The sequence below is a fragment of the Acidithiobacillus sulfurivorans genome (assembly GCF_018853815.1).
GTDB classification, from domain to species: domain Bacteria; phylum Pseudomonadota; class Gammaproteobacteria; order Acidithiobacillales; family Acidithiobacillaceae; genus Acidithiobacillus; species Acidithiobacillus sulfurivorans.
The window spans coordinates 90,831-114,463 of record NZ_JAAOMP010000153.1; the positions used below are offsets into that span (position 1 = coordinate 90,831).

Annotated in this window: 23 protein-coding genes; 11 read left to right on the plus strand and 12 right to left on the minus strand. The window is 52.7% G+C overall.

Translation table 11 applies throughout. The features are described 5' to 3' along the window. Window positions 1-18 precede the first annotated feature (18 nt). The 9 genes from HAP95_RS14105 to xseB all read right to left on the minus strand — a co-directional run bounded on the left by HAP95_RS14105 (window position 19) and on the right by xseB (window position 10,234). On the minus strand, window positions 19-678 hold the full coding sequence (locus HAP95_RS14105; protein ID WP_215884790.1) for an SdpI family protein: 660 nt from the start codon (window positions 676-678) through the stop codon (window positions 19-21). After that, the gene (locus HAP95_RS17570; RefSeq protein ID WP_215884791.1) at window positions 675-1,025 is read right to left on the minus strand and encodes a metalloregulator ArsR/SmtB family transcription factor; all 351 of its coding nucleotides are present in this window, start codon (window positions 1,023-1,025) and stop codon (window positions 675-677) included. Before HAP95_RS17570 ends, HAP95_RS14105 begins: the two co-directional genes overlap by 4 nt. Before the next feature lie 439 nt (window positions 1,026-1,464). Beyond that, window positions 1,465-4,062 carry an ATP-dependent chaperone ClpB gene (gene clpB / locus HAP95_RS14115; RefSeq protein WP_215884792.1) on the minus strand — a complete coding sequence of 866 codons (2,598 nt, stop codon included), beginning with the start codon at window positions 4,060-4,062 and terminating at the stop codon, window positions 1,465-1,467. Between the two features lie 40 nt (window positions 4,063-4,102). Beyond that, entirely contained in the window at window positions 4,103-5,269 is a 1,167-nt protein-coding gene (locus HAP95_RS14120; protein WP_215884793.1) for an MFS transporter, read from the minus strand. A 3-nt stretch (window positions 5,270-5,272) separates the two neighbouring features. Beyond that, entirely contained in the window at window positions 5,273-6,364 is a 1,092-nt protein-coding gene (gene aroC, locus HAP95_RS14125; RefSeq protein ID WP_215884794.1) for a chorismate synthase, read from the minus strand. Window positions 6,365-6,367: 3 nt separating this feature from the next. Beyond that, window positions 6,368-7,162 (minus strand): GTP cyclohydrolase FolE2, encoded by a 795-nt coding sequence (gene folE2, locus HAP95_RS14130; protein ID WP_215884795.1) that lies wholly within the window; start codon window positions 7,160-7,162, stop codon window positions 6,368-6,370. Window positions 7,163-7,202: 40 nt separating this feature from the next. Next, window positions 7,203-9,077 (minus strand): 1-deoxy-D-xylulose-5-phosphate synthase, encoded by a 1,875-nt coding sequence (dxs, locus tag HAP95_RS14135; RefSeq protein WP_215884796.1) that lies wholly within the window; start codon window positions 9,075-9,077, stop codon window positions 7,203-7,205. Continuing rightward, entirely contained in the window at window positions 9,074-9,994 is a 921-nt protein-coding gene (locus HAP95_RS14140; protein ID WP_215884797.1) for a polyprenyl synthetase family protein, read from the minus strand. The genes dxs and HAP95_RS14140 overlap by 4 nt, the downstream gene beginning before the upstream one ends. 3 nt (window positions 9,995-9,997) lie before the next feature. Beyond that, entirely contained in the window at window positions 9,998-10,234 is a 237-nt protein-coding gene (gene xseB / locus HAP95_RS14145) for an exodeoxyribonuclease VII small subunit (RefSeq protein WP_215884798.1), read from the minus strand. 137 nt (window positions 10,235-10,371) lie between these two features. On the opposite strand from xseB, the gene HAP95_RS14150 reads away from it, so the two are divergent. The 3 genes from HAP95_RS14150 to HAP95_RS14160 all read left to right on the plus strand — a co-directional run bounded on the left by HAP95_RS14150 (window position 10,372) and on the right by HAP95_RS14160 (window position 12,722). Next, window positions 10,372-11,592, plus strand: coding sequence for an MFS transporter (locus HAP95_RS14150; protein WP_215884799.1), 1,221 nt, complete (start codon window positions 10,372-10,374; stop codon window positions 11,590-11,592). Between the two features lie 68 nt (window positions 11,593-11,660). Then, window positions 11,661-12,527 (plus strand): energy transducer TonB family protein, encoded by an 867-nt coding sequence (locus HAP95_RS14155; RefSeq protein WP_226832794.1) that lies wholly within the window; start codon window positions 11,661-11,663, stop codon window positions 12,525-12,527. Window positions 12,528-12,548: 21 nt separating this feature from the next. Further along, window positions 12,549-12,722 (plus strand): hypothetical protein, encoded by a 174-nt coding sequence (locus HAP95_RS14160; protein WP_215884800.1) that lies wholly within the window; start codon window positions 12,549-12,551, stop codon window positions 12,720-12,722. 191 nt (window positions 12,723-12,913) lie between these two features. On the opposite strand, the gene trxA is transcribed toward HAP95_RS14160, so the two are convergent. Continuing rightward, window positions 12,914-13,291: a thioredoxin gene (gene trxA / locus HAP95_RS14165; RefSeq protein ID WP_193649340.1), complete on the minus strand. Its 378-nt coding sequence runs from the start codon at window positions 13,289-13,291 to the stop codon at window positions 12,914-12,916. 130 nt (window positions 13,292-13,421) lie between these two features. Here trxA and xseA point away from each other — a divergent pair, with 130 nt between their 5' ends. After that, the gene (xseA, locus tag HAP95_RS14170) at window positions 13,422-14,771 is read left to right on the plus strand and encodes an exodeoxyribonuclease VII large subunit (protein WP_215884801.1); all 1,350 of its coding nucleotides are present in this window, start codon (window positions 13,422-13,424) and stop codon (window positions 14,769-14,771) included. 44 nt (window positions 14,772-14,815) lie between these two features. Here the strand turns inward: xseA and HAP95_RS14175 are convergent, their stop codons facing one another. Then, window positions 14,816-15,109 carry a BrnA antitoxin family protein gene (locus tag HAP95_RS14175; RefSeq protein WP_215884802.1) on the minus strand — a complete coding sequence of 98 codons (294 nt, stop codon included), beginning with the start codon at window positions 15,107-15,109 and terminating at the stop codon, window positions 14,816-14,818. Window positions 15,110-15,449: 340 nt separating this feature from the next. On the opposite strand from HAP95_RS14175, the gene HAP95_RS14180 reads away from it, so the two are divergent. The 7 genes from HAP95_RS14180 to HAP95_RS14210 all read left to right on the plus strand — a co-directional run bounded on the left by HAP95_RS14180 (window position 15,450) and on the right by HAP95_RS14210 (window position 22,885). After that, on the plus strand, window positions 15,450-15,962 hold the full coding sequence (locus HAP95_RS14180; protein WP_215884803.1) for a peptidylprolyl isomerase: 513 nt from the start codon (window positions 15,450-15,452) through the stop codon (window positions 15,960-15,962). Window position 15,963: 1 nt separating this feature from the next. Further along, window positions 15,964-16,740, plus strand: a complete 777-nt coding sequence (locus tag HAP95_RS14185) for a UDP-2,3-diacylglucosamine diphosphatase (RefSeq protein WP_215884804.1) — start codon at window positions 15,964-15,966, stop codon at window positions 16,738-16,740. Window positions 16,741-16,773: 33 nt separating this feature from the next. Then, a complete protein-coding gene (locus HAP95_RS14190; protein ID WP_215884805.1) occupies window positions 16,774-19,227 on the plus strand; it encodes a cation-translocating P-type ATPase in 2,454 nt (817 codons plus the stop codon). Between the two features lie 65 nt (window positions 19,228-19,292). Then, window positions 19,293-19,511 (plus strand): hypothetical protein, encoded by a 219-nt coding sequence (locus HAP95_RS14195; RefSeq protein WP_215884806.1) that lies wholly within the window; start codon window positions 19,293-19,295, stop codon window positions 19,509-19,511. Beyond that, window positions 19,495-20,328: a hypothetical protein gene (locus HAP95_RS14200; protein ID WP_215884807.1), complete on the plus strand. Its 834-nt coding sequence runs from the start codon at window positions 19,495-19,497 to the stop codon at window positions 20,326-20,328. Before HAP95_RS14195 ends, HAP95_RS14200 begins: the two co-directional genes overlap by 17 nt. 33 nt (window positions 20,329-20,361) lie before the next feature. Continuing rightward, window positions 20,362-21,135 carry a TSUP family transporter gene (locus HAP95_RS14205; protein ID WP_215884808.1) on the plus strand — a complete coding sequence of 258 codons (774 nt, stop codon included), beginning with the start codon at window positions 20,362-20,364 and terminating at the stop codon, window positions 21,133-21,135. A 184-nt stretch (window positions 21,136-21,319) separates the two neighbouring features. Then, window positions 21,320-22,885 carry a DHA2 family efflux MFS transporter permease subunit gene (locus tag HAP95_RS14210; protein WP_215884809.1) on the plus strand — a complete coding sequence of 522 codons (1,566 nt, stop codon included), beginning with the start codon at window positions 21,320-21,322 and terminating at the stop codon, window positions 22,883-22,885. Here HAP95_RS14210 and HAP95_RS14215 read toward each other — a convergent pair. After that, window positions 22,830-23,516 carry an ArsR/SmtB family transcription factor gene (locus HAP95_RS14215; protein ID WP_215884810.1) on the minus strand — a complete coding sequence of 229 codons (687 nt, stop codon included), beginning with the start codon at window positions 23,514-23,516 and terminating at the stop codon, window positions 22,830-22,832. The two genes, HAP95_RS14210 and HAP95_RS14215, sit on opposite strands and share 56 nt — an antisense overlap. Window positions 23,517-23,633: the final 117 nt, after the last annotated feature.

The following is a 23,633-nucleotide window of genomic DNA, read 5'->3' on the forward strand; positions in this document are numbered from 1 at the left end:
TCTTATGAAATATTTGCGTCAGGGGATCATCTCCGGTGGTTCCGCTTCATTCTTCTTCGCGACCAGATAGGAGTAACCAATTAGAATAATTATAAAAATTGCCAGAACGATTTGCGGAACCCATAAAGGTAACACTCTGACTCCCTCTCCGATGAATGTGAGTCCGGACATGGCTAAAAACCAGGCCCCAAGCCGGTGAGTCTTGAACCATGCGGTATCGTTGGAAAGGGTCCATGGTGTCCGTATACCCACGAAAAAATTCTTGCGAAGCTTTCCCATAAAATTGCTCAACCAGATGAATAAAACTCCAATAATAATCGGGATGACCTGTGCCAGATTGACTGGAAATCCTGACGCCTTAAGCAAAGCGATGGTTTCAACCAAAAACGTGCAACCCAGGATCATCGTGATTATTATCCGCCAGGTTTTAATGAAACTGTCCATACGAAAACCGCGAGGGGATATGATCGGCAGTAAGTACAGGAAAACCCACAAAACCGTAACAGTCAAAGGCACCCAGAGAGCTCCCCACGGTTTATCCATCGCGCCATTGATATGGTCAGAACTATTCCAATGAATCGGCACAGGGTTTGGCAAGTGATTGTAAAATATAAAGACTAAGCCCCAACTCGCGACCACAAAAATGACGTTGGCAAACGAAAGTGACGGAAATTTCATCTGGACTCTCCTGAGGTGATGGCCGACTCACCAGATGTGATTTCCAATAACTCTATGATCAGTCGGTACAAATCTTCAGTAATTGATGTATTCAGAAAGTAAAAAATTTGTTGTCCCCTACGTTCTGTGCGCACGAGGTCGGCGGACCGAAGGATTGAGAGGTGGTGAGATAGTGATGCCAGGGAAAACGTAAAATGCCGGGCCAGATCCCCAACCGAAAAAGGCTCCTTCTCAAGAATTCTGAGAATCTGCCTACGGCTAGGATCAGCTAAAGCCTGAAAAAGAGGTTGAGCATTCATATATAGAAGATTATCTAAATATCTAATAACAATCAAGCGTTCTGGCATCAAGGCTCAAAAAAACTATTATGAAATAAAACAAATTATTGGAGAATTAACATAAACCACAAGATTGATAAAATATTTTAACATTATGATATTAAGGTAATTATCATGATATATAGCTTGCCGGATGTTCTGCCACCATATGATTGGGCATCTGAGTGAATGATTTGTGAAGGAATTGACAGCGGTTGGCCAGAGCCCCAGAAAATGGTTGAAGACGGCTTCGGCTACAACCATTTTGCAGACATCAGAGAAGCCCTGACTTGTCTGTACAAGCTACAGACACGCCCCCCTGACCTGCTCGCCTCCGAGCCTGGACTGAATCGACTTTGTCGCCACTGGGGTGGTGATTTTTCAGTTGGCCGAGCGGCAATTGCATCTGCTCGAACTCCGTAACGTTGGCGCAAAAAGCCGCCCAGCCAACCGCCGTGTTCAGAATAAATCAGTGCAGCCGACGCGGGGTGAAGGTGAAATTATCGCCTTCAAGCATCACTTCAATGATTTCACCCGGACTGAAATCCCCGCGCAGTAAACGCTGGGCAAGAGGGTTTTCGATTTCCCGCTGAATGACTCGCTTCAGGGGACGGGCTCCGTAAACCGGGTCATAACCCACTTCGGCAAGACGATCTAACGCCCCCTCACTTAACAACAAATCCATATCCCGCTCTTTCAGGCGGGCTCGCAAAGCGTCCATCTGGAGACTGGTAATTTCCCGAAGTTGCACAGCCGTCAGTGGATGGAAAATGACCATCTCATCAATACGATTTAGGAATTCCGGACGAAAATGATCCTGAACCACATCCATTACGGCGACCCGCATGGCGTCATAATTGCCGCTTCGACTGAATTCCTGAATCCGGTCCGAACCAAGATTGGAAGTCATGACAATGACCGTATTCCGAAAATCCACCGTGCGACCCTGCCCATCCGTCAAGCGACCATCATCGAGCACCTGCAAAAGGACATTGAACACATCGGCATGGGCTTTTTCCACTTCATCGAGCAGAACTACCGAGTAGGGTTTACGTCGCACCGCTTCGGTCAAATAGCCGCCTTCTTCATAGCCGACATATCCGGGCGGGGCACCAATTAATCGCGCTACCGAGTGCTTCTCCATAAATTCACTCATATCAATACGGACCAGCAGATCTTCACTGTCGAACAGAAATTCTGCCAATGCCTTGGTCAATTCGGTCTTGCCCACCCCGGTAGGCCCGAGAAACAAAAATGAACCGTTGGGACGGCGTGGATCAGAAAGCCCTGCACGGGAACGGCGAATGGCATTGGCAACTGCAGCCACTGCCTCACTTTGTCCCACTACCCGCGCCTGCAGGCGTTCTTCCATTTTCAACAGCTTTTCTTTTTCACCTTCGAGCATTTTCGAAACGGGAATACCTGTCCAGCGGGCCACGACCTCAGCTATTTCTTCTTCGCCGACTTCAGTGCGGAGCAGCGTCAGCTTTTTTTGCTTTGCGCCTTCGCCTTGAGTTTCAGCCGCTTTGATCTGGGCTTCGAGGGCAGGAATGACGCTATATTGTAATTCTGCCATGCGCTCCAGATCATTGGCGCGGCGCGCTGTATCCAGATCCACACGTTTGCGGTCCAGTTCTTTCTGAATTTGCGAAGTGCCTTCGATAGTCAGTTTTTCACCTTTCCAGACTTCTTCCAGGTCCTGATATTTTTTATCCAGCTCCTTGATTTGCGTCTGTAAAATATCCAGACGCTTCAAGCTTGCTTCATCTTTTTCCTTTTCCAGCGCGACCCGCTCAATATTCAACTGAATGATACGTCGTTCCAGTTCATCCAGTTCCTGAGGTTTGGAATCAATTTCCATTTTGATGCGCGATGCTGCTTCATCCATCAGGTCAATGGCTTTATCGGGAAGGTTTCGATCTGGAATATAACGATGCGATAACTGGGCAGCCGCCACCAACGCCGGATCGGTAATGCGTACCCCATGATGTGCCTCATAACGCTCCTTGAGACCCCGCAAAATGGCAATACTGTCTTCGACACTGGGTTCATCGACCAGTACCCGCTGAAAACGGCGTTCCAGCGCCGCATCTTTTTCAATGTATTTGCGATATTCATCCAGAGTAGTGGCGCCAATACAGTGCAGTTCACCCCGCGCCAACGCCGGTTTGAGCATATTGCCCGCATCCATGGAACCTTCAGCCTTACCAGCCCCTACCAAGGTATGAATTTCATCAATGAAAAGAATGATTTTCCCTTCACTTTTTTCAAGATCTGTTAAGAGAGCCTTAAGACGTTCTTCAAATTCACCCCGAAACTTGGCACCCGCAATCAAGGCCCCCAAATCCAGACCCAGCAGGCGCTTGTCGCGCAGGGATTCCGGCACTTCGCCATTGACTATACGCAAAGCCAGCCCCTCAACGATGGCCGTTTTGCCGACGCCGGGTTCACCAATCAACACCGGATTATTTTTGCTGCGTCGCAACAATACCTGAATGGTGCGGCGAATTTCATCGTCGCGCCCAATGACCGGATCCAGCTTGCCCTGTCTGGCCCTTTCGGTGTAATCAGTGGTGTATTTTTCCAGCGCCTGACGCTGTTCTTCGGCATTGGCGTCGTTGATTTTTTCGCCGCCATGGAGATCATGAACGGCCTGCTCAAGATCCTTGCTGGTGGCCCCTGCAGCTTTCAGCAAGCGTCCGGCCTCGCCCTTGTCTTCCAGCAGGGCGAGCAGAAAATGCTCGGTAGAAATAAAGCTGTCGCCGCGTTTCTGGCTGATTTTATCGGCCAGATTGAACATGTTGGTCAAGTCACGACTCACCTGCACTTCGCCTGGCTGACCATGCACCTTGGGCATGCCTTCCAGTGCGCGATTCAGCTGATTGCGCAGGGCATCAACCTGCACGCCAGCTTTGGCAAGAACCGGCCGGGCAATCCCCCCCTCCTGATCCAGAAAAGCGATCAAAAAATGGATGGGTTCAATTTGTTGATGATCCTGAGCGAGAGCAAGGCTTTGAGCATCCTGAAAAGCCTGTTGAAATTTAGTGGTCAATTTATCGGTGCGCATGCTAAAGCTCCATGGAATAAACGTTGACCATCACATGGGATCAGCTGGTCTTTTTTTCAAGGGCAGGTGATCCCCGCAATCCTTTGATCAGAAAAACACTGGCCAGCAAGGCTACCAGACCGGCAGCAGCAAAAGTCAGCTGTCCACCCCAATGGGCCCAGGACCAGCCCGCAGCAAGGGCACCAATGCCGCCGCCCAGGCCATACACCATACTGGCATAAAGCGCCATGCCCCGGGCCCGCAAGGCTCCGGGAAAACGATCAGATACCCAGTGTACAGCGGCCAGATGAAAAGCTGCATAACTGGCTGCATGCAGGCTCTGGACAAGAACGATCCAGAGTAAACCCGGCCACCAGGCAATCACTCCCCAGCGCAGCGCGGTCAGAAAAAAGGAGGCCGTAAAAACCAGTGGCACACCAAAGCGACGGGTAAAACGATCTCCCCACCAGAAAAAGGCTACTTCGCAAAGCACGGCAAAACCCCAAAGCATGCCAACACTACTACTGCTAAGCCCATGCGCCTCGGCATAAATCGAATAAAATGCATAATATACGCCGTGACTGGCCTGTTCGAGCAGGCCCGCCAACAAAAAAAACCAGAGCCCGGCATCCCGCAACACCGGACTCATGCGCGGGCGCAGCTGATGCGAAGGATGGGTATGGGTTGCGTAGGGCAAATGACGGCTTACCCACCAGGCAAGCACTAAAAACACCAGAATACCGGGTAAAAATGCGCGCATTCCCCAGTTGCTGATGAACACTCCCATTCCCAGGGATAGCACAATAAAGCCTAATGAACCCCACAAGCGGATGCGGCCATAAGAGGCCGAGCGGCGCTGCGTCCAGTCCATAGTGGCCGCATCCACCAATGGCAACGTTGCGGCCCAGAAAAAAGAAAATGCCAAGGTGATGAGCAGAATGACCAGGAAATGACCGGCGCTGAATTCCAGTGCCAGAAATCCGGCAGCGGTGAGCAAAGTCCCCAGCATCACAATCCGGCGGCTCCCCCAGAAGTGGGATAACCATCCCCAGAGATTGGGCGCCAGAACTTTACTGAATTGTACGGCAGCGGTGAGGATGCCAATAGCCATAGGGGTCTGACCCTGAGCATGCAACCAGGGTCCCCAGTAGGGCATAAACGCACCCAAGGCGCAGAAATAAACAAAATAGAAGGTGGCGAGCCAGCCCCCTTCCCGTTCAATGCCCATTATTTATGCAGAAATAGGGGGAAGTGGAGACTGTACATCTCCATTCTGGGCGCGGTGGCGCATCCAGTGATCCATCAAAGTCAAAGCCAGCATGGCTTCAACAATGGGTACCGCACGAATACCCACACAGGGGTCATGGCGACCGGTGGTTATCACTTCCTGGGACAGACCATGAATATCAATACTTTGACGGGGAATACGGATACTGGAGGTAGGTTTGATGGCAACCGAAAGCGTCAGATCCTGACCAGAAGATATTCCGCCCAACACCCCGCCGGCATGATTACTCAGAAAACCGTCCGGGGTCATCGCATCGCCGTGCTGACTGCCGCGCTGCTCGACTACGGCAAAACCATCTCCCATAGCTACGGCCTTCACCGCGTTAATACTCATCATGGCTTTGGCAATGTCTGCTTCCAGGCGATCAAAAACGGGTTCACCCAGTCCTGTCGGCATGCCCGTAACCCGGGCATCGACCCGGGCACCGATGGAATCACCTTCTTTACGTAATGCATCCAGAAACTCTGCCATTTGTGCTGCGGCGCTGGCATCGGGACAAAAAAAGTCATTTTGAAAAATTTCAGCAGCATCAAACGACTGGACCTTTACAGTCCCCATCTGCGCCATCCAGGCAAGGATTTCCATGCCCAGCCGATCTTTGAGAAATTTACGAGCGACGGCACCCGCCGCAACTCGCGTCGCGGTTTCGCGAGCCGATGAGCGCCCCCCTCCCCGATAATCCCGTAATCCGTATTTTTGCAGATACGTATAATCTGCATGACCAGGACGGAACAGATCCTTGATTTTACTGTAATCCTGAGAGCGTTGGTCGGTATTGCGAATCAGCAGGCCGATGGGTGTTCCAGTGGTCACCCCTTCGAACACACCCGAAAGTATTTCTACCTGATCTTTTTCCTGGCGCTGGGTGGTGTGGCGTGACTGCCCCGGACGGCGCCGATCCAGATCACCCTGTATATCTTCCGGTGCCAGGGGCATTCCCGGTGGACAGCCGTCAATAATACAGCCAATAGCCGGTCCATGACTTTCGCCAAAGGTGCTCACCCGGAAACACTCCCCAAAACTGCTGCCAGCCATGAATTATTTTTCCATTTCAATCATGGCGTAAGCCGAATGGTTATGAATGGATTCAAAGTTTTCCGATGACACCGAAAACCAGCGCACACACGGATCTTCCTGCAGGCGCAGGGCTACATCCCGGACCATGTCTTCGACGAATTTGGGATGATCATAAGCATATTCCGTCACATGCTTTTCATCGGGACGCTTCAGTAAACCATACAATTCACAGGAAGCTTCTGCCTCAATTAAATCAATAATATCCCGAATCCAGATAGTGTCCTGGCTGCGGACATGCACCCAAACATGAGCGCGCTGGTTGTGCGCCCCGTATTCTGAAATGCTTTTTGAACAGGGACAGAGGCTGGTTACCGGCACCATGACCCCCAAGGTTAACTGATAGCCTTTCGGGGTGATTTCGCCAATCAACTCCACCTCGTAATCCAGCATGCTTTTGACACCGGAAACGGGCGCCGCTTTTTGCACGAAAAACGGTAAGCGCATTTCGAGTCGTGCCGAATCGGCTTCGAGGCGTGTGCACATCTGCTCAACAATACCCCGAAAACCTTCGACACTGATGGGTGCTTCCTGGTTATTGAGTATTTCCATGAAGCGCGACATGTGCGTGCCCTTAAGATGAGCAGGCAGGCTGACATACATGTTACACAAGGCAACACTGGGTTGGACCGCTGCACCTCTATCCACAATCTGCAGAGGGTGCCTGACGGCACGAATACCCACCTGCTGAATGGGAATGGCACGGGGATCTACCCGACCCTGCACATCTTCGAGAACTTCCGTAGCGCAATTCCTCACGCGCACCTCACTTTGAATAGTGGACCAATTTAGTCAGATATTACGCGTGACCCGGCTTCCGGGCAAGGGAGTCCAGCAAAGCATGACCGGCTGCTGTGATTCCAGAAGCATCCAGCCCCAGCTCTGCAAGCCACTGGTTAGCATCTCCCTGCTCAATAAACTGATCGGGAAGCCCGAGAATGCGCATGGGAACAATTTGTCCCTGGTTCAGCAGATATTCCGCCACAGCAGAACCCGCGCCACCGGCAATTACCCCCTCCTCTACGGTCAGCAAAGCCTGATGGGTCTGAGCCAACTCCTGGAGCAACGCATGATCTAATGGTTTGACGAAGCGCATGTTAATAACCGTCGCATCTAAGGCTTCTCCAGCCTGCAAAGCTGCTGCAGCCCGTGTACCAAAAGCCAATATGGCCAGTTTTTTTCCGGAGCGGAGTACTTCAGCCTTGCCGAGTGCTACGGTACGCTCCAGGTTTTTATCCAGTTCCAGCCCTACGCCATTCCCACGAGGATAGCGAACCAACGCCGGACCGGGATAAGCAAACCCGGTATTGAGCATGTCGCGCAGTTCCTGTTCATCTTTGGGTGCCATGATCACCAGATTGGGAATGCAACGCGAATAGGCCATATCGAAGGCACCCTGATGGGTAGCCCCATCGGCGCCCACCAAACCGGCCCGATCAATGGCAAACAGTACGGGCAGATTCTGAATGGCGACATCATGCAACAATTGATCATAGGCGCGCTGCAAAAAGGTCGAATAAATGGCCACGACCGGATGCATGCCATCACAGGCCATGCCTGCAGCAAAAGTCACTGCATGTTGTTCGGCAATGCCCACATCATAGTAGCGTTCGGGATAAAGCTGCTCAAAACGTACCAGACCCGAACCTTCGCGCATGGCCGGGGTAATGGCGACCAAACTGGATTCTGTGGCCCCTTTGTCGCACAGCCAATCGCCAAAAATTTTGGTGTAACTGGGCGGTCCACCCGCCTTTTTGGCCATTTTCCCGTCACTCTGATTGAACGGGGTGACACCATGATAGCCGCAGGGATCTTCTTCGGCTGGTCCGTAGCCTTTGCCTTTTTTGGTCATCACATGCAAAAGACGCGGCCCTTTAATTTTTTTGAGGTTTTCCAGGGTAGGAATGAGGGCGTCCAGATCATGACCGTCGATAGGCCCGAAATAATTGAAGCCCATTTCCTCAAAAAGAGTTCCCGGAGTGACCAATCCCTTGACGCCTTCCTCAGCCTTTTTGGCCAGCTCGCGCAGTGGCGGGACCAGACTTAATGCCTGCCCGGCACTATCACGCACGGTATTGTACAAGCGCCCGGAAAGGATGCGGGTGAGATACTGGGAAACCGCACCGACGTTGGGAGAAATGGACATTTCATTATCATTCAGAACTACCAGCAGGTTGGCGTCCAGTACACCGCCATTATTGAGGGCTTCATAAGCCATTCCGGCGGTCATGGCACCATCGCCAATAATTGCAACGACTTCCCGGTCATGTTTTTCCAGTTTTGCGGCAACCGCCATTCCCAGTCCGGCGCTGATTGAGGTGCTGGAATGACCAGCCCCAAAACTGTCGTAAGGGCTTTCATCACGCTTGAGAAAACCGGAAAGCCCGTCTTTCATGCGCAGCTGGGTAAAGCGGGATCCTCGCCCAGTCAGAATTTTATGCGGATAGGCTTGATGACCTACGTCCCAGACCAAGCGATCATCGGGTGTGTTGAAAACCGTATGCAAGGCAACCGCCAGTTCCACCGTACCCAGACAGGACGATAAATGTCCTCCGGTCTGACTCACGGATTCCAAAAGAAATTGGCGCAACGCCTTGGCGACACCTTTTAACTCAGTGCGGGACATTCTCCGCAGCTCTTCGGGCATGGGAATGCCCTTCAACAAGTCCGTCATTTATTCCGCTCTACAATAAGGCGCGCCAGTGCGCGCAGATGATCCGCCTCATGCTGCCAGGACTGCAAGGCAGCAAGAGCCTCTTCCAGAAGCCGTTGGGCGTAATTCTGGGCTTCTTTCAAGCCCAGCAAGGTCACAAAACTCGGTTTGTTACGACTGCGATCTGCGCCCTGCAGGGCTTTACCGGTTTGTTGCAGATCACCGATTTCATCCAGAATGTCATCCTGAACCTGAAAGGCCAGCCCGACCCGATCCGCATATTGTAGCAGCATGCCGCCCTGCTCCGAATTTTCTACAACACCTGCCGCACAAAGAGCCAGCTGAATGGCGCAACGAATCAGCATTCCGGTTTTATGCAGGTGCATTTGCTCAAGGGCTGGCAAAGCCAGCTCATGGCCGACCGCCGCCAGATCAATGGCTTGCCCGCCGACCATACCCCGAGAACCGGCTGCCTGGGCCAGTGCCGCCAGCATACGGACTTGCCATTCAGGATCAACGCCCCAACCCGGCTCGGACAGGGCGATAAAAGCCTGGGCCTGCAAGCCATCACCTACCAAAATAGCGGTGGCTTCGTCGTAAGCTTTGTGACAGGTTGGTAACCCCCGCCGCAAATCATCATTATCCATGGCCGGGAGATCATCATGAACCAGCGAATAGGCATGAATCATTTCCAGGGCAGCAGCAGGGCGATCGAGTTTTTCTGGGGCAATGTCCAGACAAAGTCCGGTAGCATATACCAGCAGCGGCCGTATGCGCTTGCCGCCACCCAAGGTGCTGTAACGCATGGCGCCGTGCAAACGGGCTGGTAAAATATGTTCATTGGGCAGCAAACTTTGCAAAACAGCTTCTATGCGTTGCACAGCATGCTGACGAAATAAAGCAAAATTCTGAGTGGTCTCCAGGGCTTCCAGGGTCATTGATTATTCATCCTGAGTCATTGGGGTGGCATTCTCTCCCAGCAGTATTTCCACGGTCTGGCGCGCCTGTAGTAGTTGTGATTCGGCGCGTTTGGCAAGATCCATACCCTGCTTGAACAGGGCTACCGAATCTTCAAGGCCCATCTGACCACCTTCCAGACGGCGGACCGTTGCTTCTAGGGCATCGAGGGTGCTGGCGAAGTCCGCAGGCGTGTCCGCAGAAGAGAGTTCGTTATTCATGTCTTTTTCCATGTTTGCCAATTAAACACTAGGCCCCGTCCTCGGGGCAAGCGCAAAAATTTAATTTCATACTGGACGGTCGGTTAATTGGACACTAATATTTCGTCTGTTCACCATTCCGAAAGGTTCTTCTCCCCATGTCCATACAAAAGACAGCGCAGATAAACACCCTATCAAAGCAGGAAGGCACCCGCTTTGACGTGCTTGGTGCCATCAGCGTGTCACATTTCCTCAATGATAGCATTCAATCGTTGATGTTGGCGGTATACCCATTATTCAAAAGTAATTTTGACTTGAGTTTTGCCCAGATCGGGTTGATTACCCTGGCTTACCAGCTGACGGCATCCATTATTCAACCCCTGGTCGGGCGTTATACGGATGGACATCCTCTGCCTTTTTCGTTGCCTATTGGAATGGTATCCACCTTTGCGGGTTTATTGTTACTCTCCATTGCACCCAATTATCTGATACTCCTGCTCGCTGCCGCACTGGTGGGTCTGGGTTCGTCGGTGTTTCACCCGGAATCCTCGCGGGTGGCGCGAATGGCTTCGGGTGGCCGGCATGGCCTCGCCCAGTCCATTTTTCAGGTGGGGGGTAACGTTGGCACCGCCGTTGGTCCGCTGTTGGCGGCATTTATTGTCATGCCCAATGGTCAGCATAGTTTGTCCTGGTTTTCCCTGGCAGCCCTGTTGGCCATTGTGATCCTGACTTTTGTGGGACGTTGGTACCAGCATCAGCATCGTCTTCCGAAAAAACACCGTACCGAAGTGCGCGAAGCAGTACTTCCGGCAAAACTGGTCAAACGCAGCATTATCATTCTGGTCGCCCTGATGTTTTCCAAATTTCTTTATCTGACCAGTATCAGCAGCTATCTGATTTTTTATCTGATGCAGCGTTTCCATATTGCCACCCAGGAAGCCCAGTTGCATTTGTTTATTTTTCTGGCAGCGGTTGCCGCCGGAACATTGATGGGAGGACCCATTGGTGACCGCATTGGTCGCAAGAAGGTCATCTGGGTTTCCCTTTTGGGAATCGCGCCTTTTACCCTGGCCCTGCCCTACGTCGGCTTAACCATGAGTGCTCTATTAACGGTGGTCATTGGTTTTCTGCTGGCTTCAGCCTTTCCGGCCATGGTGGTTTATGCCCAGGAGCTGGTCCCCGGTAAGGTTGGCACCATTTCCGGATTGTTTTTTGGCCTGGCTTTCGGTCTGGGTGGGGTGGGTGCCGCCGTTCTTGGTGAGCTCGCGGATGTCTGGAGTATTCAGGTGGTCTACCAGATTTGTGCGTTTCTGCCGCTGCTGGGCTTGCTTGCAGCATTTCTTCCGCATATTCCAGCACCGCGCAAAAGCGCGCATTAACCGGCTTTACTCGTGGCGGTTGATAGGACAAGCTAAGCATTGCCGCCCGCCTTGCGCGGGCATATTTCATGAGCGGCACTGCCGCGAGGTTAGGACGATTGGCCTTCGCTGAACAAAAGTTTTACTTTTTGATTCCTGATGAGAAACCCCATTGGAGTGAAAGCCTGGCTCCGTGGTTGGCTATTTCAGCCATTTTGGTGGCCCTCGCCCTGTTTTTGCTGATCCATGTCCAGAAGCCCAAACTGCAGGCGATGCATAACCAGACTGAAGTCAATAAAACTTTTCATATCATGCCCTTGCCCAATAAAGCCGTGACACCCAGCCCGGTAAAACCGCAGGTGATCCCTCATCCTCGACCGGTGGTGAAACCACACCCGGTGAAGCCGCAGCTGCGACCTGTACCAGTACCCCGACCGGTGCCACGCCCCGTACCGCACCCGGAATTTCATCCCCATGCTCTGCCGCAAAAACCGCAGCCAGCCGTTTCTCCTGCGCCATCAACCCTGCAAAGCATCCAGCCCGCAGGTCCACCCCATATCAATTTGGGAAGGCTGCAGGAACAAATGGATCAGGCCGCGCGTGAAGCCACCTCCAGCCCATCTTTACCCAAATTCGAGAACCCCAAAGGACCGGTAGCCGATTTTTACATTGCGGGCTGGATTCAGAAACTGGAACGTATTGGTGATCTCAATTATCCCGGCTCTATGGTGGGTCAGCTGAAAGTCAAAGTGGTGCTCAATCCCCAGGGAGGACTGGAACGCATCATCATGGTAGATCCTTCCGGTAACAAGGAACTTGATGCAGCAGCTGAGCGCATTATTCGACTGTCATTTCCCTATATGCCTTTTTCCAAGCAACTGGCAGCCCAAACCCGGAAAATTGAAATTCCCCTGAATATGCATTTCATGGGTGTGCGGCGGGTCAATGCCTGGTGATTTACTCATGAGGAGAACACCTTGAAAAAACGTAAAACAGGTCCACTGTTATTCGCGCTGTTTCTGGTGCTGTGGGCCGCCGCCATGATCGCTCTTGTGGTGATCGGATTTACCAACATTCAACCGGCAGGTATTGGTACCGCAGCGACTGCTTCCAGTGCCTCATCTTCAGTCAAGGACGGCCATCATGGATAGTATGCGCATGGCGAGAATACTCGGTTGGGCAGGAATTATCCCCCTTATTCTTGCCAATCTGAGATTCTGGAAAGGTTACGGTGTGGTGGCTTTGATCTTGGGTAACCTGTACGCCGCCATTATTCTCGGTTTTCTGGGTGCGATTACTGCTACTGCAGTTATACGCCGGTTTTTAGGCCGGCGTGAATGCCTCAATGACTGGTATTTTCGCCCTGTTGACTGGCGATTTCCTCACGGACTTTATCCATATCAAGTGCGAGTGCCTGCTGGATAACTTCTTCCAGCGCACTGGCAGGTAACGAACCAGCCTGGGAAAAAATACCAATTTGCTGACGAAAAATGGTCAATGTTGGAATGGAACGAATCTGGAAGGAAGCACCCAGTTCCTGTTCTACATCCGTATTCACCTTGCCAAAAACAATATCCGGATACTTTTCGGCAGCAGCCTCAAAAGTTGGGGCAAAAGCCTTGCAAGGTGCACACCAAGGGGCCCAGAAATCGACAATAACCATGTCATTTCCGGTAACCATTTGTTCAAAGTTTTCCTGGGTAAGTTCCACTACAGCCATGCTATGTCCTCTCGTAAACAGGATTGCGCAGAATCGCGCGCGGCAGACGGGACCATCCCGAATGACAGTAAAATGTTATATGCTGACCTTAAAGCGCAGGACAGATGGGGTCAAGGGATGAGGTCGAGGCATGCGTATTTCTGAAGAATCTATTCCGGTGTTGTCAGTCAGTGCACTGAATAGTACCGCCCGGGAAATTATTGAAGGCAATTTTCCGTTGTTACGCGTTGAGGGTGAAATTTCCAATTTCAGTGCGCCGGGCTCTGGTCATTGGTATTTTTCTCTGAAGGACAGTCGTGCCCAGGTCCGTTGCGCCATGTTTCGGCAACGTAATTTATATAGTCGGGTGCAACCACGCAACGGCTTGCAAATTCAGGTGCTGGCACAACCTACGCTTTATGAGGGGCGGGGTGAATTTCAGCTGATTATTGAGCAATTGCTGGAAGCCGGTGAAGGTGACTTGCAGGCGCGTTTTCTGGCATTAAAAGAAAAACTCGCAGCCGAAGGGCTTTTTGAAGCGCATCTCAAGCGTCCGCTGCCCACATGGCCACAACGGGTGGCAGTGATCACTTCGGCAACCGGCGCAGCCCTGCAGGATATCCGGGCAACCCTGGCCAGGCGCTGGCCATTACTCAGCATACTGGTTTATCCGGTACTGGTTCAGGGGGATCAGGCTGCCGGCCAGATTGTCGAAGCGTTACGTCGTGCCAATGCGCGCAGCACGGAAGATGTGCTGATCCTCGCTCGTGGTGGTGGCAGTACGGAAGATCTGTGGTGCTTTAATGAAGAGAGCGTAGCTCGCGCCATTCGCGCCTCGCGCATTCCGGTAGTCACCGGAATTGGTCACGAAATTGATTTTACCATTGCGGACTTTGCCAGTGATCTGCGAGCGGCCACTCCCACCGCCGCTGCAGAAGCGGTCAGTCCTGATCGGAGCGAGTGGCTTCCCAAAGTTCAGGCTCAACATCATCAGATTGAAAAACTCATGTTCAGAAAGCTGCAGGATGAATCCCAGCGCCTCGATTTTTTGCGGATGCGCCTTCGCCATCCCGGAGAGGGTTTGGATGCGGCCCAACGACGCCTGAAACTCGCTCGTGAAAACTTATCTCGGGCCATGACCTTGCAGCTGTCATCCCGGGCGCAGCAACTCGCCTATCTCCAGGGGCGACGAGCGCGCCAGGATCCCAGACAACGTCTGCAAATTCTGGAAAAGCAAGTGCGCGAAAGCCAAAAAAATCTGGGAGCCGTCATGCTCGATATTTTGCAGCGTGCGCGCCTTCGCCAGCAACAATCTGCGTCTGCACTGCGCTTGCTGGATCCTCTGGCAGTATTGCAAAGAGGCTTTGCGGTATTGCGGGATGCATCCGGAAAAGTTATTTTCGACAGTCAGAGCACCCATCCCGGTGAACAACTGGTGGCTACCCTGGCGAAGGGCAGTATCAGTTGCGAAGTCACGAAATGTGAATATGAAAATCTATGAGTTTTCACGTGATTTTTACCGAATGAGCCTTCTAACTGCCGACGTTAGGACAAAGAAATAGTCTCTTCTTTTACGGCCTCATCCAGCAGTTCTTGAGGAACTCCGCGCTTTCGCAGTGCTGAGAGTAGTCGAGCCGTAGCCCCAAAGCTGAAATGTGCTTCATCTTTCCGCAGTCCCTCACTGACATAGGCTTTAAGTAAGGGTTGATAGCCGCTAAACCCTTTCTGTGGAGCTATTTCCTTGAGAGACTGCACCACATCTACCGGAATCCGCAGAGTTACCGTAGTCATGGGACGGTCTTTGTTTAACCGAGTTTTGATGCGCTCAGGAATACTCATAACTTTGCCTCTCTTCATTACAAAGGGTCGAAAAATACAGTTGCCGCCTCTTCGAAGGTTACTCCGTCATGCTTTCTGGAGTTGATGACGGCCTTCCTGTCGTCCCAGACAAAAGATAACCCAAGCAATTCGTATTTAACGTCCATGCCATGGATTTTATGGCGATGATTTACTTTGTCAATACACTTTCCCGGATTCTGAGGGCTGGTTTCACTTGGATACCGTATGCGAGCTATCGACAAAAGCGGGGCTAACGCTTTACTCTTCTCACTCGCTGCCGCTGACCCAGTGGTGAATTTATTCTGAACAGGGTGGATCCCTGCAATTCCGAGGAGTCTTCATGACCAATCCACAAGTCGTACTACACAGCAACAAGGGTGATATTGTCATCGAACTGGATGCCGAAAAGGCGCCCAATACGGTCGAAAACTTTTTGAGCTATGTTGATGAAGGTTTTTTTGATGAAACCATTTTTCATCGGGTCATTCCCGGTTTCATGATTCAGGGCGGCGGTTTTACCGCAGATATGCAGCAGAAAAAAACCCATGCGCCCATTCAAAATGAGGCAGAAAACGGTCTGAAAAACCTGCGCGGGACCCTGGCCATGGCCCGTACCAACGATCCCCATTCAGCCACTGCCCAGTTTTTCATCAATCTGACCGACAATGATTTCCTCAATTTCAAAGCCGCTTCGGGTACCGGTTGGGGTTATGCGGTATTTGCAAAGGTAATCAGTGGCATGGAAGTGGTAGACGAAATCGCCAAAGTGCCTACCGGCAATAAAGGCATGCACCAGGATGTACCCAAAGATACCGTCACCATCGACAAGGGCGAGCGTATCGCTACGGCCTGACATGCCCTTTCTGGATGTGGATTTTGCAGAAGGACCGATCTGGTTCATTTCTGATCTGCACCTGAGCCCCCAGCAGCCTGCCCTGACCCGGCTTTTTCGGCAGTTTTGCGAAACCCGAGCCAAAGAAGGACAGGCTCTTTTTATTCTCGGGGACTTGTTTGACTACTGGGTCCATCCCGATCAATCCCGGGAAAGTGTCTACGCCGAAGTGTTTGCGAACCTGCAGCAATTGGTTGCGGCGGGTATTCGGGTCTATGTGATGGTTGGCAACCGGGATTTTGCCTTGAACAAAACCCTGCTCGCATCCTTTGGCCTTCTGCCTATTCCCGACCCTGTGGCCTTGCGCCTGGGTACCCAAAATATTCTGCTCACCCATGGTGATCTGCTCTGTACGGATGACCGTCGTTATCAGATTTTTCGTCGGGTGATTCGCCATCCCTTGATTCGCCTCAGCGTCGGCAATCTCCCCTACTCCTGGTTGCAAAAACTGGCGGCGGGTTTGCGGCGGGGAAGTACCCGCGCAGTCCAGAAAAAATCCCTGAATATCACCGACGCCCATCCTCTGGCCATCCACACGACTCTGCATCACGGAATTGCAGATCAGCACCTGGAGCATGGTTTTGATGTGCTGGTACATGGGCATACGCATCGCCCCGTCTGGGAACACACGGACGATGGCTGGCGGATGGTGCTGGGTGCCTGGAACCCGGATGCGGCCTGCATTGGACGTTGGGCGGCTGGTCAGTGGTCACTGGAAAAAATAACGCCCATCCCTTAGGCTTCAGAAAAACCGAGCGAGGGCAGAAATGCCATGGAAAAACGCGGACTCAGTAGTGAAGAAGCGGTTTTACTGCAGCGGCAGTTTGGTCTTAATCAATTACCTGCCCAAACCCCAGCGCGCTGGTGGCGAAAACTTCTGCAACAATTTAATAACTCTCTGATTTTCATACTCAGCATCGCCGCCATTTTTTCAGCAGCCCTTGGTCATTGGGTGGATAGCGGCATCATCGCCGCCGTTATTCTGGTCAATACCGTGCTGGGTTTTATTCAGGAAAATCGCGCAGAACAAGCCGTTGCTGCCCTGCAAACGTACCTGGTGGAATATTCGCTGGTACTACGCGATGGTCATTGGCAAAAATTGCCCTCTGAAAATCTGCTGCCGGGCGATTGGGTGCGGATTGAAAACGGGGAGAGAATAGCGGCAGACCTGCACATTCGTGAAGCGCATCAGCTTCAGGTCGATGAATCCTTGCTGACCGGCGAATCGGTTCCTGTGGATAAACAGCTGACTGAAGACAATGAGCAAGGCGTTTTGCATGCCGGGACGATGGTCACGCGGGGGTCCGGTGTGGGCGAAGTTTTTGCAACGGGTGCCGCGACATCCATCGGCCATATTCAGAAGTTGCTGGCGCAAACCAAGGCGAGTAAATCGCCCTTGCTGATGCGCATCAATCAGTTATCCCGATGGCTGGCTCTGGGCGTATTCCTCCTGGCTATTATCGCTTCCCTCATCGCCTGGACGCATGGTGACAGTCTCGAATTTGCGATCCTTGCAGCTATCAGTCTGGCGGTGGCTATTATTCCGGAAGGTCTTCCCGCAGTGATCAGCATTACTCTGGCCCTGGGTGTCCAGCGTATGGCGCAAAAGGGATCCATCATTCGTCAGTTACCCGCCGTAGAAACTCTCGGAGCAGTGACGGTCATTTGTACGGATAAAACCGGCACTCTGACCGAAAACCGCATGGCCGTAGAAGACTTGCGCCTGGCCCAGGATAATCCTGACAGCCTGCTCAGGGCGCTGGAAAATATGCTGCTCTGTAATGACGCAGAAATATCTGACGCTGGACAGGGTAGTGGCGATCCGTTGGAACAGGCGCTGATACGCTATGCACACGGCGAGGATGGCGCATTGATGCATTATCAAAAGCGCAATCCCCGCCTGGATACGCGCCCTTTTGACCATGAAAGCCCTTACATGGCGACCCTGCATGCTGACCGTATCGCCATCAAGGGAGCACCGGAATTTGTTTTGCAACACTGCTTTCAAGAGCAGGAACAGACGGTCAGTTTCTGGGAGGGGGTTATTTCGGAGATGGCCAATCTGGGCCTGCGTACTATTGCCCTTGCCGAAGCGGATATGTCTCGCTGGTCTTCTCTGGATCAGGGGGGCTGGCGCTGGCTGGGCGTCGTTGCTCTGCTCGATCCGCCTCGACAGGCAGTGCCGGCGGCTATTGCCGCCTGTCGAGGAGCCGGTATCCGGGTGGTTATGGTAACTGGGGATCATCCCCGCACCGCAGCGACAATTGCCCGACAAATAGGTCTTGTGGAGGCCGGGTCTGTTCGGGTGGTTGATCATGCGCAGTGGTTGGCCGCTTCGCCTGCAGAACGTCAACAATTAGCGCGTGAAGTGAATGTCTTTGCCCGGGTGCAGCCTGCTGACAAGCTGGAACTGGTAGAAACCCTGCAAGACAATGGGGAAATTGTAGCGATGACGGGAGATGGCGTTAATGATGCGCCGGCATTGCGCCGTGCCCAGATTGGGGTGGCCATGGGGCTTTCGGGTAGTACCGTTGCCCGCGAAGCCGCCGCCATGATTCTTGCCGATGATGATTTTGCGCATATTGCCAGCGCTGTGGCAGAAGGCCGGCATATTTATAACAACATCCAGCGTACCGTGCTGTTCATGCTGCCCACCAATTTTGCCCAGGGAATGGTGATTTTTCTGGCGGTTATTTTCAGATTGACTTTGCCCATTACGCCCTTGCAAATTTTGTGGATCAATACGGTGACTGCCATTACTTTGGCGCTTGTTTTTGCTTTTATGGGCGCTGATAAGGCCCTGATGCAGCAATTGCCAAGACCCGTTGCTCAGTCTCTGGTTCCCGGGATTCTTTGGCGTCGCATTACCTTAATGACTGTTTTTTTGCTGCTTATGGTCTTTGCGATTTTTGAAACAGGCAGTGCTTTTTATGGCGTTGTGCATGCCCGCACATTGGCCGTGAATGGATTAATGGCCATGGAAGGGGCTGTACTTCTGGCGATGTATGGATCCTGGCGGAATGATCGAGGTGACTGGATATTGATTGGCAGCCTCGTAGCCATGATCCTGCTCCAGGCTCTATTTTCGCAGTCAACATTTTTGCAGCTTGTTTTTCAGACAACATCCATGTCGTTAAACGATATCGGTATTATATTTCTCACAGCCCTGCTGGCCTGGCTGGCGGCACGCCTGATTATGCACCCGCAGCAAACTTTGAAAAGCTGAAATCTTCATCCTTGCCCGGATCATGCTAGACTAGTTCCAGTTTCTGGTGAATTCAGGAGATATTGATGAAAATAGAAAGACTACATGGCCAGGCCAAACGGCCAAAGCCGCGTCTGGGTGTCCACCCCACACGTATCGAGAAAGACCGGACGGTTTACAACCGCAAAGTCAAACACCGTGGCAATAATGGTCATCAGGGAGAGGGGCATACCGTGACGATGCGTCATCGTCAGCGTATGCCCCTTTCTGCTTCCACACTATCGAATAATGGCTGCATCACTTAAACCTCAGCCCGTTGAATCTGGCTGGCTGCTGCGTTGGTGGCGGGATTCTTTGATTCTGCTGCGCGCGTCCCCTCGGTCCTTTGCGCTGCTTTATCTGGTATTATTGTTACTGAATATCGCCTGGCAGCCGCTTATCCTGAGTATTCCCATCTCCTGCGTGGTCATGGCGATTATATTTGCCGTCGCCATGGCGATTCATCAGGGCAGTACGCAGTTGGCCGACGTCGGCCGCAGTATTCGCGATGTAGCCTGGTGGCCCCTCTTGCGGCTCATACTGGAAATCGCCCTGCTGGTTGCGGCACTGCTGATGCTGATGCTGATATTCCGGCATTATTTGCAGGGTATATTCAGTCAGGATCATATTTCCTCAGCGGCGACCTTGCACAATCTGAAATCTGCCGACTGGCAAAAGCTGCCGGACTGGTTACGTTCGCTCATCACCAATGCCCTTGGTACCGCACAGACCATGCTGGGTAATGCATTTTTGCTGCTGTCTGTTGGCGTCATTGTCACTGGTATCACCCAGAGAGGCTATCTGGCCCTGTTGGCAGGATTTCAGGCCGTGCTGGCCAATGTTCGGGTCTGGCTGACTTTCTTGCTGGCCAGCCTGCTGCTACAGGGTGTGATCACCTTCATTTCGGCACGCTTACATACGTATGCTGCTGCGCTACTGGTATCCCTGGCAGGGGTTGCCTTATTGATATTGGTTGGGCTGTACGGCTGGTGTTTTGTGCGCGAGACTTTCGGACTGCCCGGCGCTCAGGTCGCCAAACAGGCAACAGCCCTGGCCCGAAAAAATGCGGCGGCGCATGCCTGAAAATTTTCTGCTGATTATATAAAAACCATCCTCATGATGTTTCTGAATGTTGCAGATATGGGCCTTGGACTGGCCGCAGGACTCGCAGGCTTTGTCGATGCCATTGTGGGTGGAGGAGGACTGATCCTGCTGCCCGCTCTATTTGCGACCTTTCCGCAAGCTGCACCGGCAACGCTGCTCGGTACCAATAAAGCGGGCGCCATCTGGGGTACTGGTGCCGCCTTCCTGTCTTACGTCCGGCGAGTGCGTATCCCCTGGAAAACCGTAATCCCAACCGCGTTGGCGGCGTTGACGGGTTCATTAATCGGGGCGGATATGGTCACGCGTATCAATGGGGACGACTTTCGTCGCGCCCTGCCCTTTGTACTTGTTGCCGTATTGATATACACCCTCATGAACCGACAACTGGGTCAGGTGCATCAACCCCGCTTTTCCCAAAAGACCGCCACCTTTCTGGGCATAGGTGGTGGCTTGATCATCGGTTTTTATGACGGCTTTCTGGGTCCTGGAACCGGTAATTTTCTGGTTTTTGTATTCATTCTCGTATTTGGTTTTGATTTTTTGCATGCCAGCGCCAGTGCCAAAATAGTTAATTTCTCGTCAAATTTTGCGGCACTGGTTCTGTTTGCCAGCAAAAATCATGTGCTCTGGCATCTCGCCTTGTTTCTGGCCATGTGCAACATGCTGGGTAGTCTCATGGGTACCCGCATGGCAATGACTCATGGAACTACTTTTGTACGCCGCCTGTTTATTGTTGTCGTGCTGCTCCTGATTGCCAGAACTGCCTGGGAGGCATTTGGCAGATAGACACCGGCTGAGCCGATTTTTATCGCGGGAAAACGGTGAAACTTCATTTTGAAAATACTGAATCATGAATCCAGAAGACTGGTATGGTGGCCCTTTATCATCGGCCCACACGGTTCGATGAGAGCGAGGGTTTGTTCACTAACCAATGAAACGTTGACCACTATGCGACCAGTAGCATGCGCGTATGTCAACAAACCTTTCTCCAGCAAAAGGCAACACCGTCGCGCCGGACGCGTCGGCATCACCTTCTTATCGATTCTGGCTCAGTGTGGCGCTGCTGGCTGCCACCGTCATGCAGGTGCTGGACATTACTATCGTCAGCGTGGCTCTGCCCTATATGGCCGGGAGCCTGTCTGCCAACACCTCCCAGATAAGCTGGGTAGTGACCAGTTATCTGGTCGCGGCAGCCATTTCCACGCCGTTGACCGGATTTCTGGCGGCGCGATTTGGCCGGCGCCAGTTACTCTTGGCCAGTCTCGGCGGCTTTGTCGTGGTTTCCGGGCTCTGCGGGGTCAGTCAGGATCTGATGGAGATCGTCTTTCTGCGTCTACTTCAGGGTTTGGTTGGGGCGCCGCTCCCCTCTTTGGCGCAGGCCATGCTGATAGAGGCGTATCCCCCGGAAATGCGGGGGCGGATCACGGCGCGCTGGAGCCTTGCCGTTGTTGCGGGTCCCATTCTGGGGCCGGTGATTGGCGGTATCCTCGTTACCCATCTGGACTGGCGTTGGGTATTTTACGTGAACTTGCCCGCCGGCTTGCTGGCCTGGATACTGGCCTACCGTTTCAGTAGCGCCTCCACCACAATCGAAAAACGCAGCATTGATCTTTTGGGCTTCGCCAGCATGGCCATCGGTCTGGGTGCCCTACAGGTCGTGCTGGACCAAGGCAATACGATGGGTTGGTTCAGTTCGCAGCGGATCGTGATTCTGACCATGCTGGTCGTGTTTGCGCTCGGCTTTTTCCTCTGGCGGGCACTGACTCGGGGCGACAGTATCGTTCATCTCCGTTTGCTGAGGAATCGAGATTTTGGAATCGCCTCACTCGCATCAATCACCTTTGGCGCGGGTTTCTACGGCATCGTGACCTATCAGCCGATATTTCTGGAACATCTGCTCGGCTATCCGCCAGAAACGGCAGGGTGGATTTCCGCAGCACGCGGGATTACGGCTATGTTGGGGATGCTGATCACTGGGCGGCTCATTCATCGCACCGGGCCCCTGGTCTGGGCGTTAACGGGATGCGTGATCAGTGCGGTCGGTGGATATGCCATGACGGGGTATGATCTCCATATCGGGCTGTCGGCGGCTTTGTGGCCTGGAATCCTTCAAGGGATCGGTTTGGGAATGGCTTTTACCGCCATCGCCACGCTCGCCTTTCGCTCTCTCCCCAAAACCGCAACAGCGGATGCCGCTGGCCTCTTTGGCGTGATGCGGGTATTGGGCGGTGCCATTGGGGTCTCCCTGATGGCTACGCTGTTGAGCCATTGCACACAAAGCGCCTGGAATCATCTGGGAGGCTTTGTGACTGCTTTCAATCCGGCTCTCCATGATTATTTAAATGCACTGCCAACGGCCTCGCTGCCAGCACAGTTCACATTGCTTCAGCAGGTTCTGCTGCGACATGCGGAAATGCAGGCCTATCTCAACGGATTCTACGCGCTTGCCGCGATATTCCTGCTCAGCACTATCATCCTGCTTATCGCCATTCGATTTCGAGGTGGCGCCACAATTCGGTCTGACCCGCGTGGGTAATGCGCAAAGCCCGACGGTGCGAACTGCTGCGTGCCAGCCATCCAGCGTCCAGAAAAGTTTCCAGCATGGCCGCACCCAGTACGCCCCCGAGGTGGTAACGCCGTTCGCTCCAGTCCAGGCATTTACGGGTAAACGCCCGGCGGCTCCGGGGGTCTGGCTGAATATTTACACCGAGATCGCAGAACCAGCTCGCGCCCGATGTGGTGACCCTGTAGTCGCGTTCATTTTCGATAAGGTAGCCCTTCCGGACCAGGGCGTCCGTCATGGCCACACCAAGCTGCCCGGCCACATGATCATAGCAGGACCGAGCTTTTTGAAGGGGCTGGGCAGGTTTCGGATACGGTAAAGATCGCGCAGAGCGGGCCAGCGGCATGAGCGCTTCGATCGCCTGCGCCACTTCCGGACTAGCCAGCCGATAGTAGCGATGCCTTCCTGATGGCACCAAGGTCAGTAAACCTCCGGAAACCAGTTTTTTGAGATGCGCAGTCGCTGCCTGGGGAGACAGTCCAGCAAAGCGGGCCAATTCACCGGCTGGTCGAGACTGGCCGTGCATGAGTGCAAGCAGAATCTCCGCTCTGGCGGGAACCGCCATCAGCCCTGCCACAGAAGCGACGTCCGGATCTTCAATCATATTTCCACCGTTCATGAAACATTTCGCCGGTCGCTAGCAGCTTGTCGGACTTTCATTTTGCCTAAAATTATCGTATAATTACTTACGATTCAATGTGATGAGTGATTTTATGGCCCA

Bases quoted from the DNA above. Each gene is read 5' to 3' on its own strand.
- HAP95_RS14105 (WP_215884790.1), bottom strand. From the start codon at position 678: ATGAAATTTCCGTCACTTTCGTTTGCCAACGTCATTTTTGTGGTCGCG.
- HAP95_RS17570 (WP_215884791.1), bottom strand. From the start codon at position 1,025: ATGCCAGAACGCTTGATTGTTATTAGATATTTAGATAATCTTCTATAT.
- clpB (WP_215884792.1), bottom strand. From the start codon at position 4,062: ATGCGCACCGATAAATTGACCACTAAATTTCAACAGGCTTTTCAGGAT.
- HAP95_RS14120 (WP_215884793.1), bottom strand. From the start codon at position 5,269: ATGGGCATTGAACGGGAAGGGGGCTGGCTCGCCACCTTCTATTTTGTT.
- aroC (WP_215884794.1), bottom strand. From the start codon at position 6,364: ATGGCTGGCAGCAGTTTTGGGGAGTGTTTCCGGGTGAGCACCTTTGGC.
- dxs (WP_215884796.1), bottom strand. From the start codon at position 9,077: ATGACGGACTTGTTGAAGGGCATTCCCATGCCCGAAGAGCTGCGGAGA.
- HAP95_RS14140 (WP_215884797.1), bottom strand. From the start codon at position 9,994: ATGACCCTGGAAGCCCTGGAGACCACTCAGAATTTTGCTTTATTTCGT.
- xseB (WP_215884798.1), bottom strand. From the start codon at position 10,234: ATGAATAACGAACTCTCTTCTGCGGACACGCCTGCGGACTTCGCCAGC.
- HAP95_RS14150 (WP_215884799.1), top strand. From the start codon at position 10,372: ATGTCCATACAAAAGACAGCGCAGATAAACACCCTATCAAAGCAGGAA.
- HAP95_RS14155 (WP_226832794.1), top strand. From the start codon at position 11,661: ATGAGCGGCACTGCCGCGAGGTTAGGACGATTGGCCTTCGCTGAACAA.
- trxA (WP_193649340.1), bottom strand. From the start codon at position 13,291: ATGGCTGTAGTGGAACTTACCCAGGAAAACTTTGAACAAATGGTTACC.
- xseA (WP_215884801.1), top strand. From the start codon at position 13,422: ATGCGTATTTCTGAAGAATCTATTCCGGTGTTGTCAGTCAGTGCACTG.
- HAP95_RS14175 (WP_215884802.1), bottom strand. From the start codon at position 15,109: ATGAGTATTCCTGAGCGCATCAAAACTCGGTTAAACAAAGACCGTCCC.
- HAP95_RS14180 (WP_215884803.1), top strand. From the start codon at position 15,450: ATGACCAATCCACAAGTCGTACTACACAGCAACAAGGGTGATATTGTC.
- HAP95_RS14185 (WP_215884804.1), top strand. From the start codon at position 15,964: ATGCCCTTTCTGGATGTGGATTTTGCAGAAGGACCGATCTGGTTCATT.
- HAP95_RS14190 (WP_215884805.1), top strand. From the start codon at position 16,774: ATGGAAAAACGCGGACTCAGTAGTGAAGAAGCGGTTTTACTGCAGCGG.
- HAP95_RS14195 (WP_215884806.1), top strand. From the start codon at position 19,293: ATGAAAATAGAAAGACTACATGGCCAGGCCAAACGGCCAAAGCCGCGT.
- HAP95_RS14200 (WP_215884807.1), top strand. From the start codon at position 19,495: ATGGCTGCATCACTTAAACCTCAGCCCGTTGAATCTGGCTGGCTGCTG.
- HAP95_RS14205 (WP_215884808.1), top strand. From the start codon at position 20,362: ATGATGTTTCTGAATGTTGCAGATATGGGCCTTGGACTGGCCGCAGGA.
- HAP95_RS14210 (WP_215884809.1), top strand. From the start codon at position 21,320: ATGTCAACAAACCTTTCTCCAGCAAAAGGCAACACCGTCGCGCCGGAC.
- HAP95_RS14215 (WP_215884810.1), bottom strand. From the start codon at position 23,516: ATGATTGAAGATCCGGACGTCGCTTCTGTGGCAGGGCTGATGGCGGTT.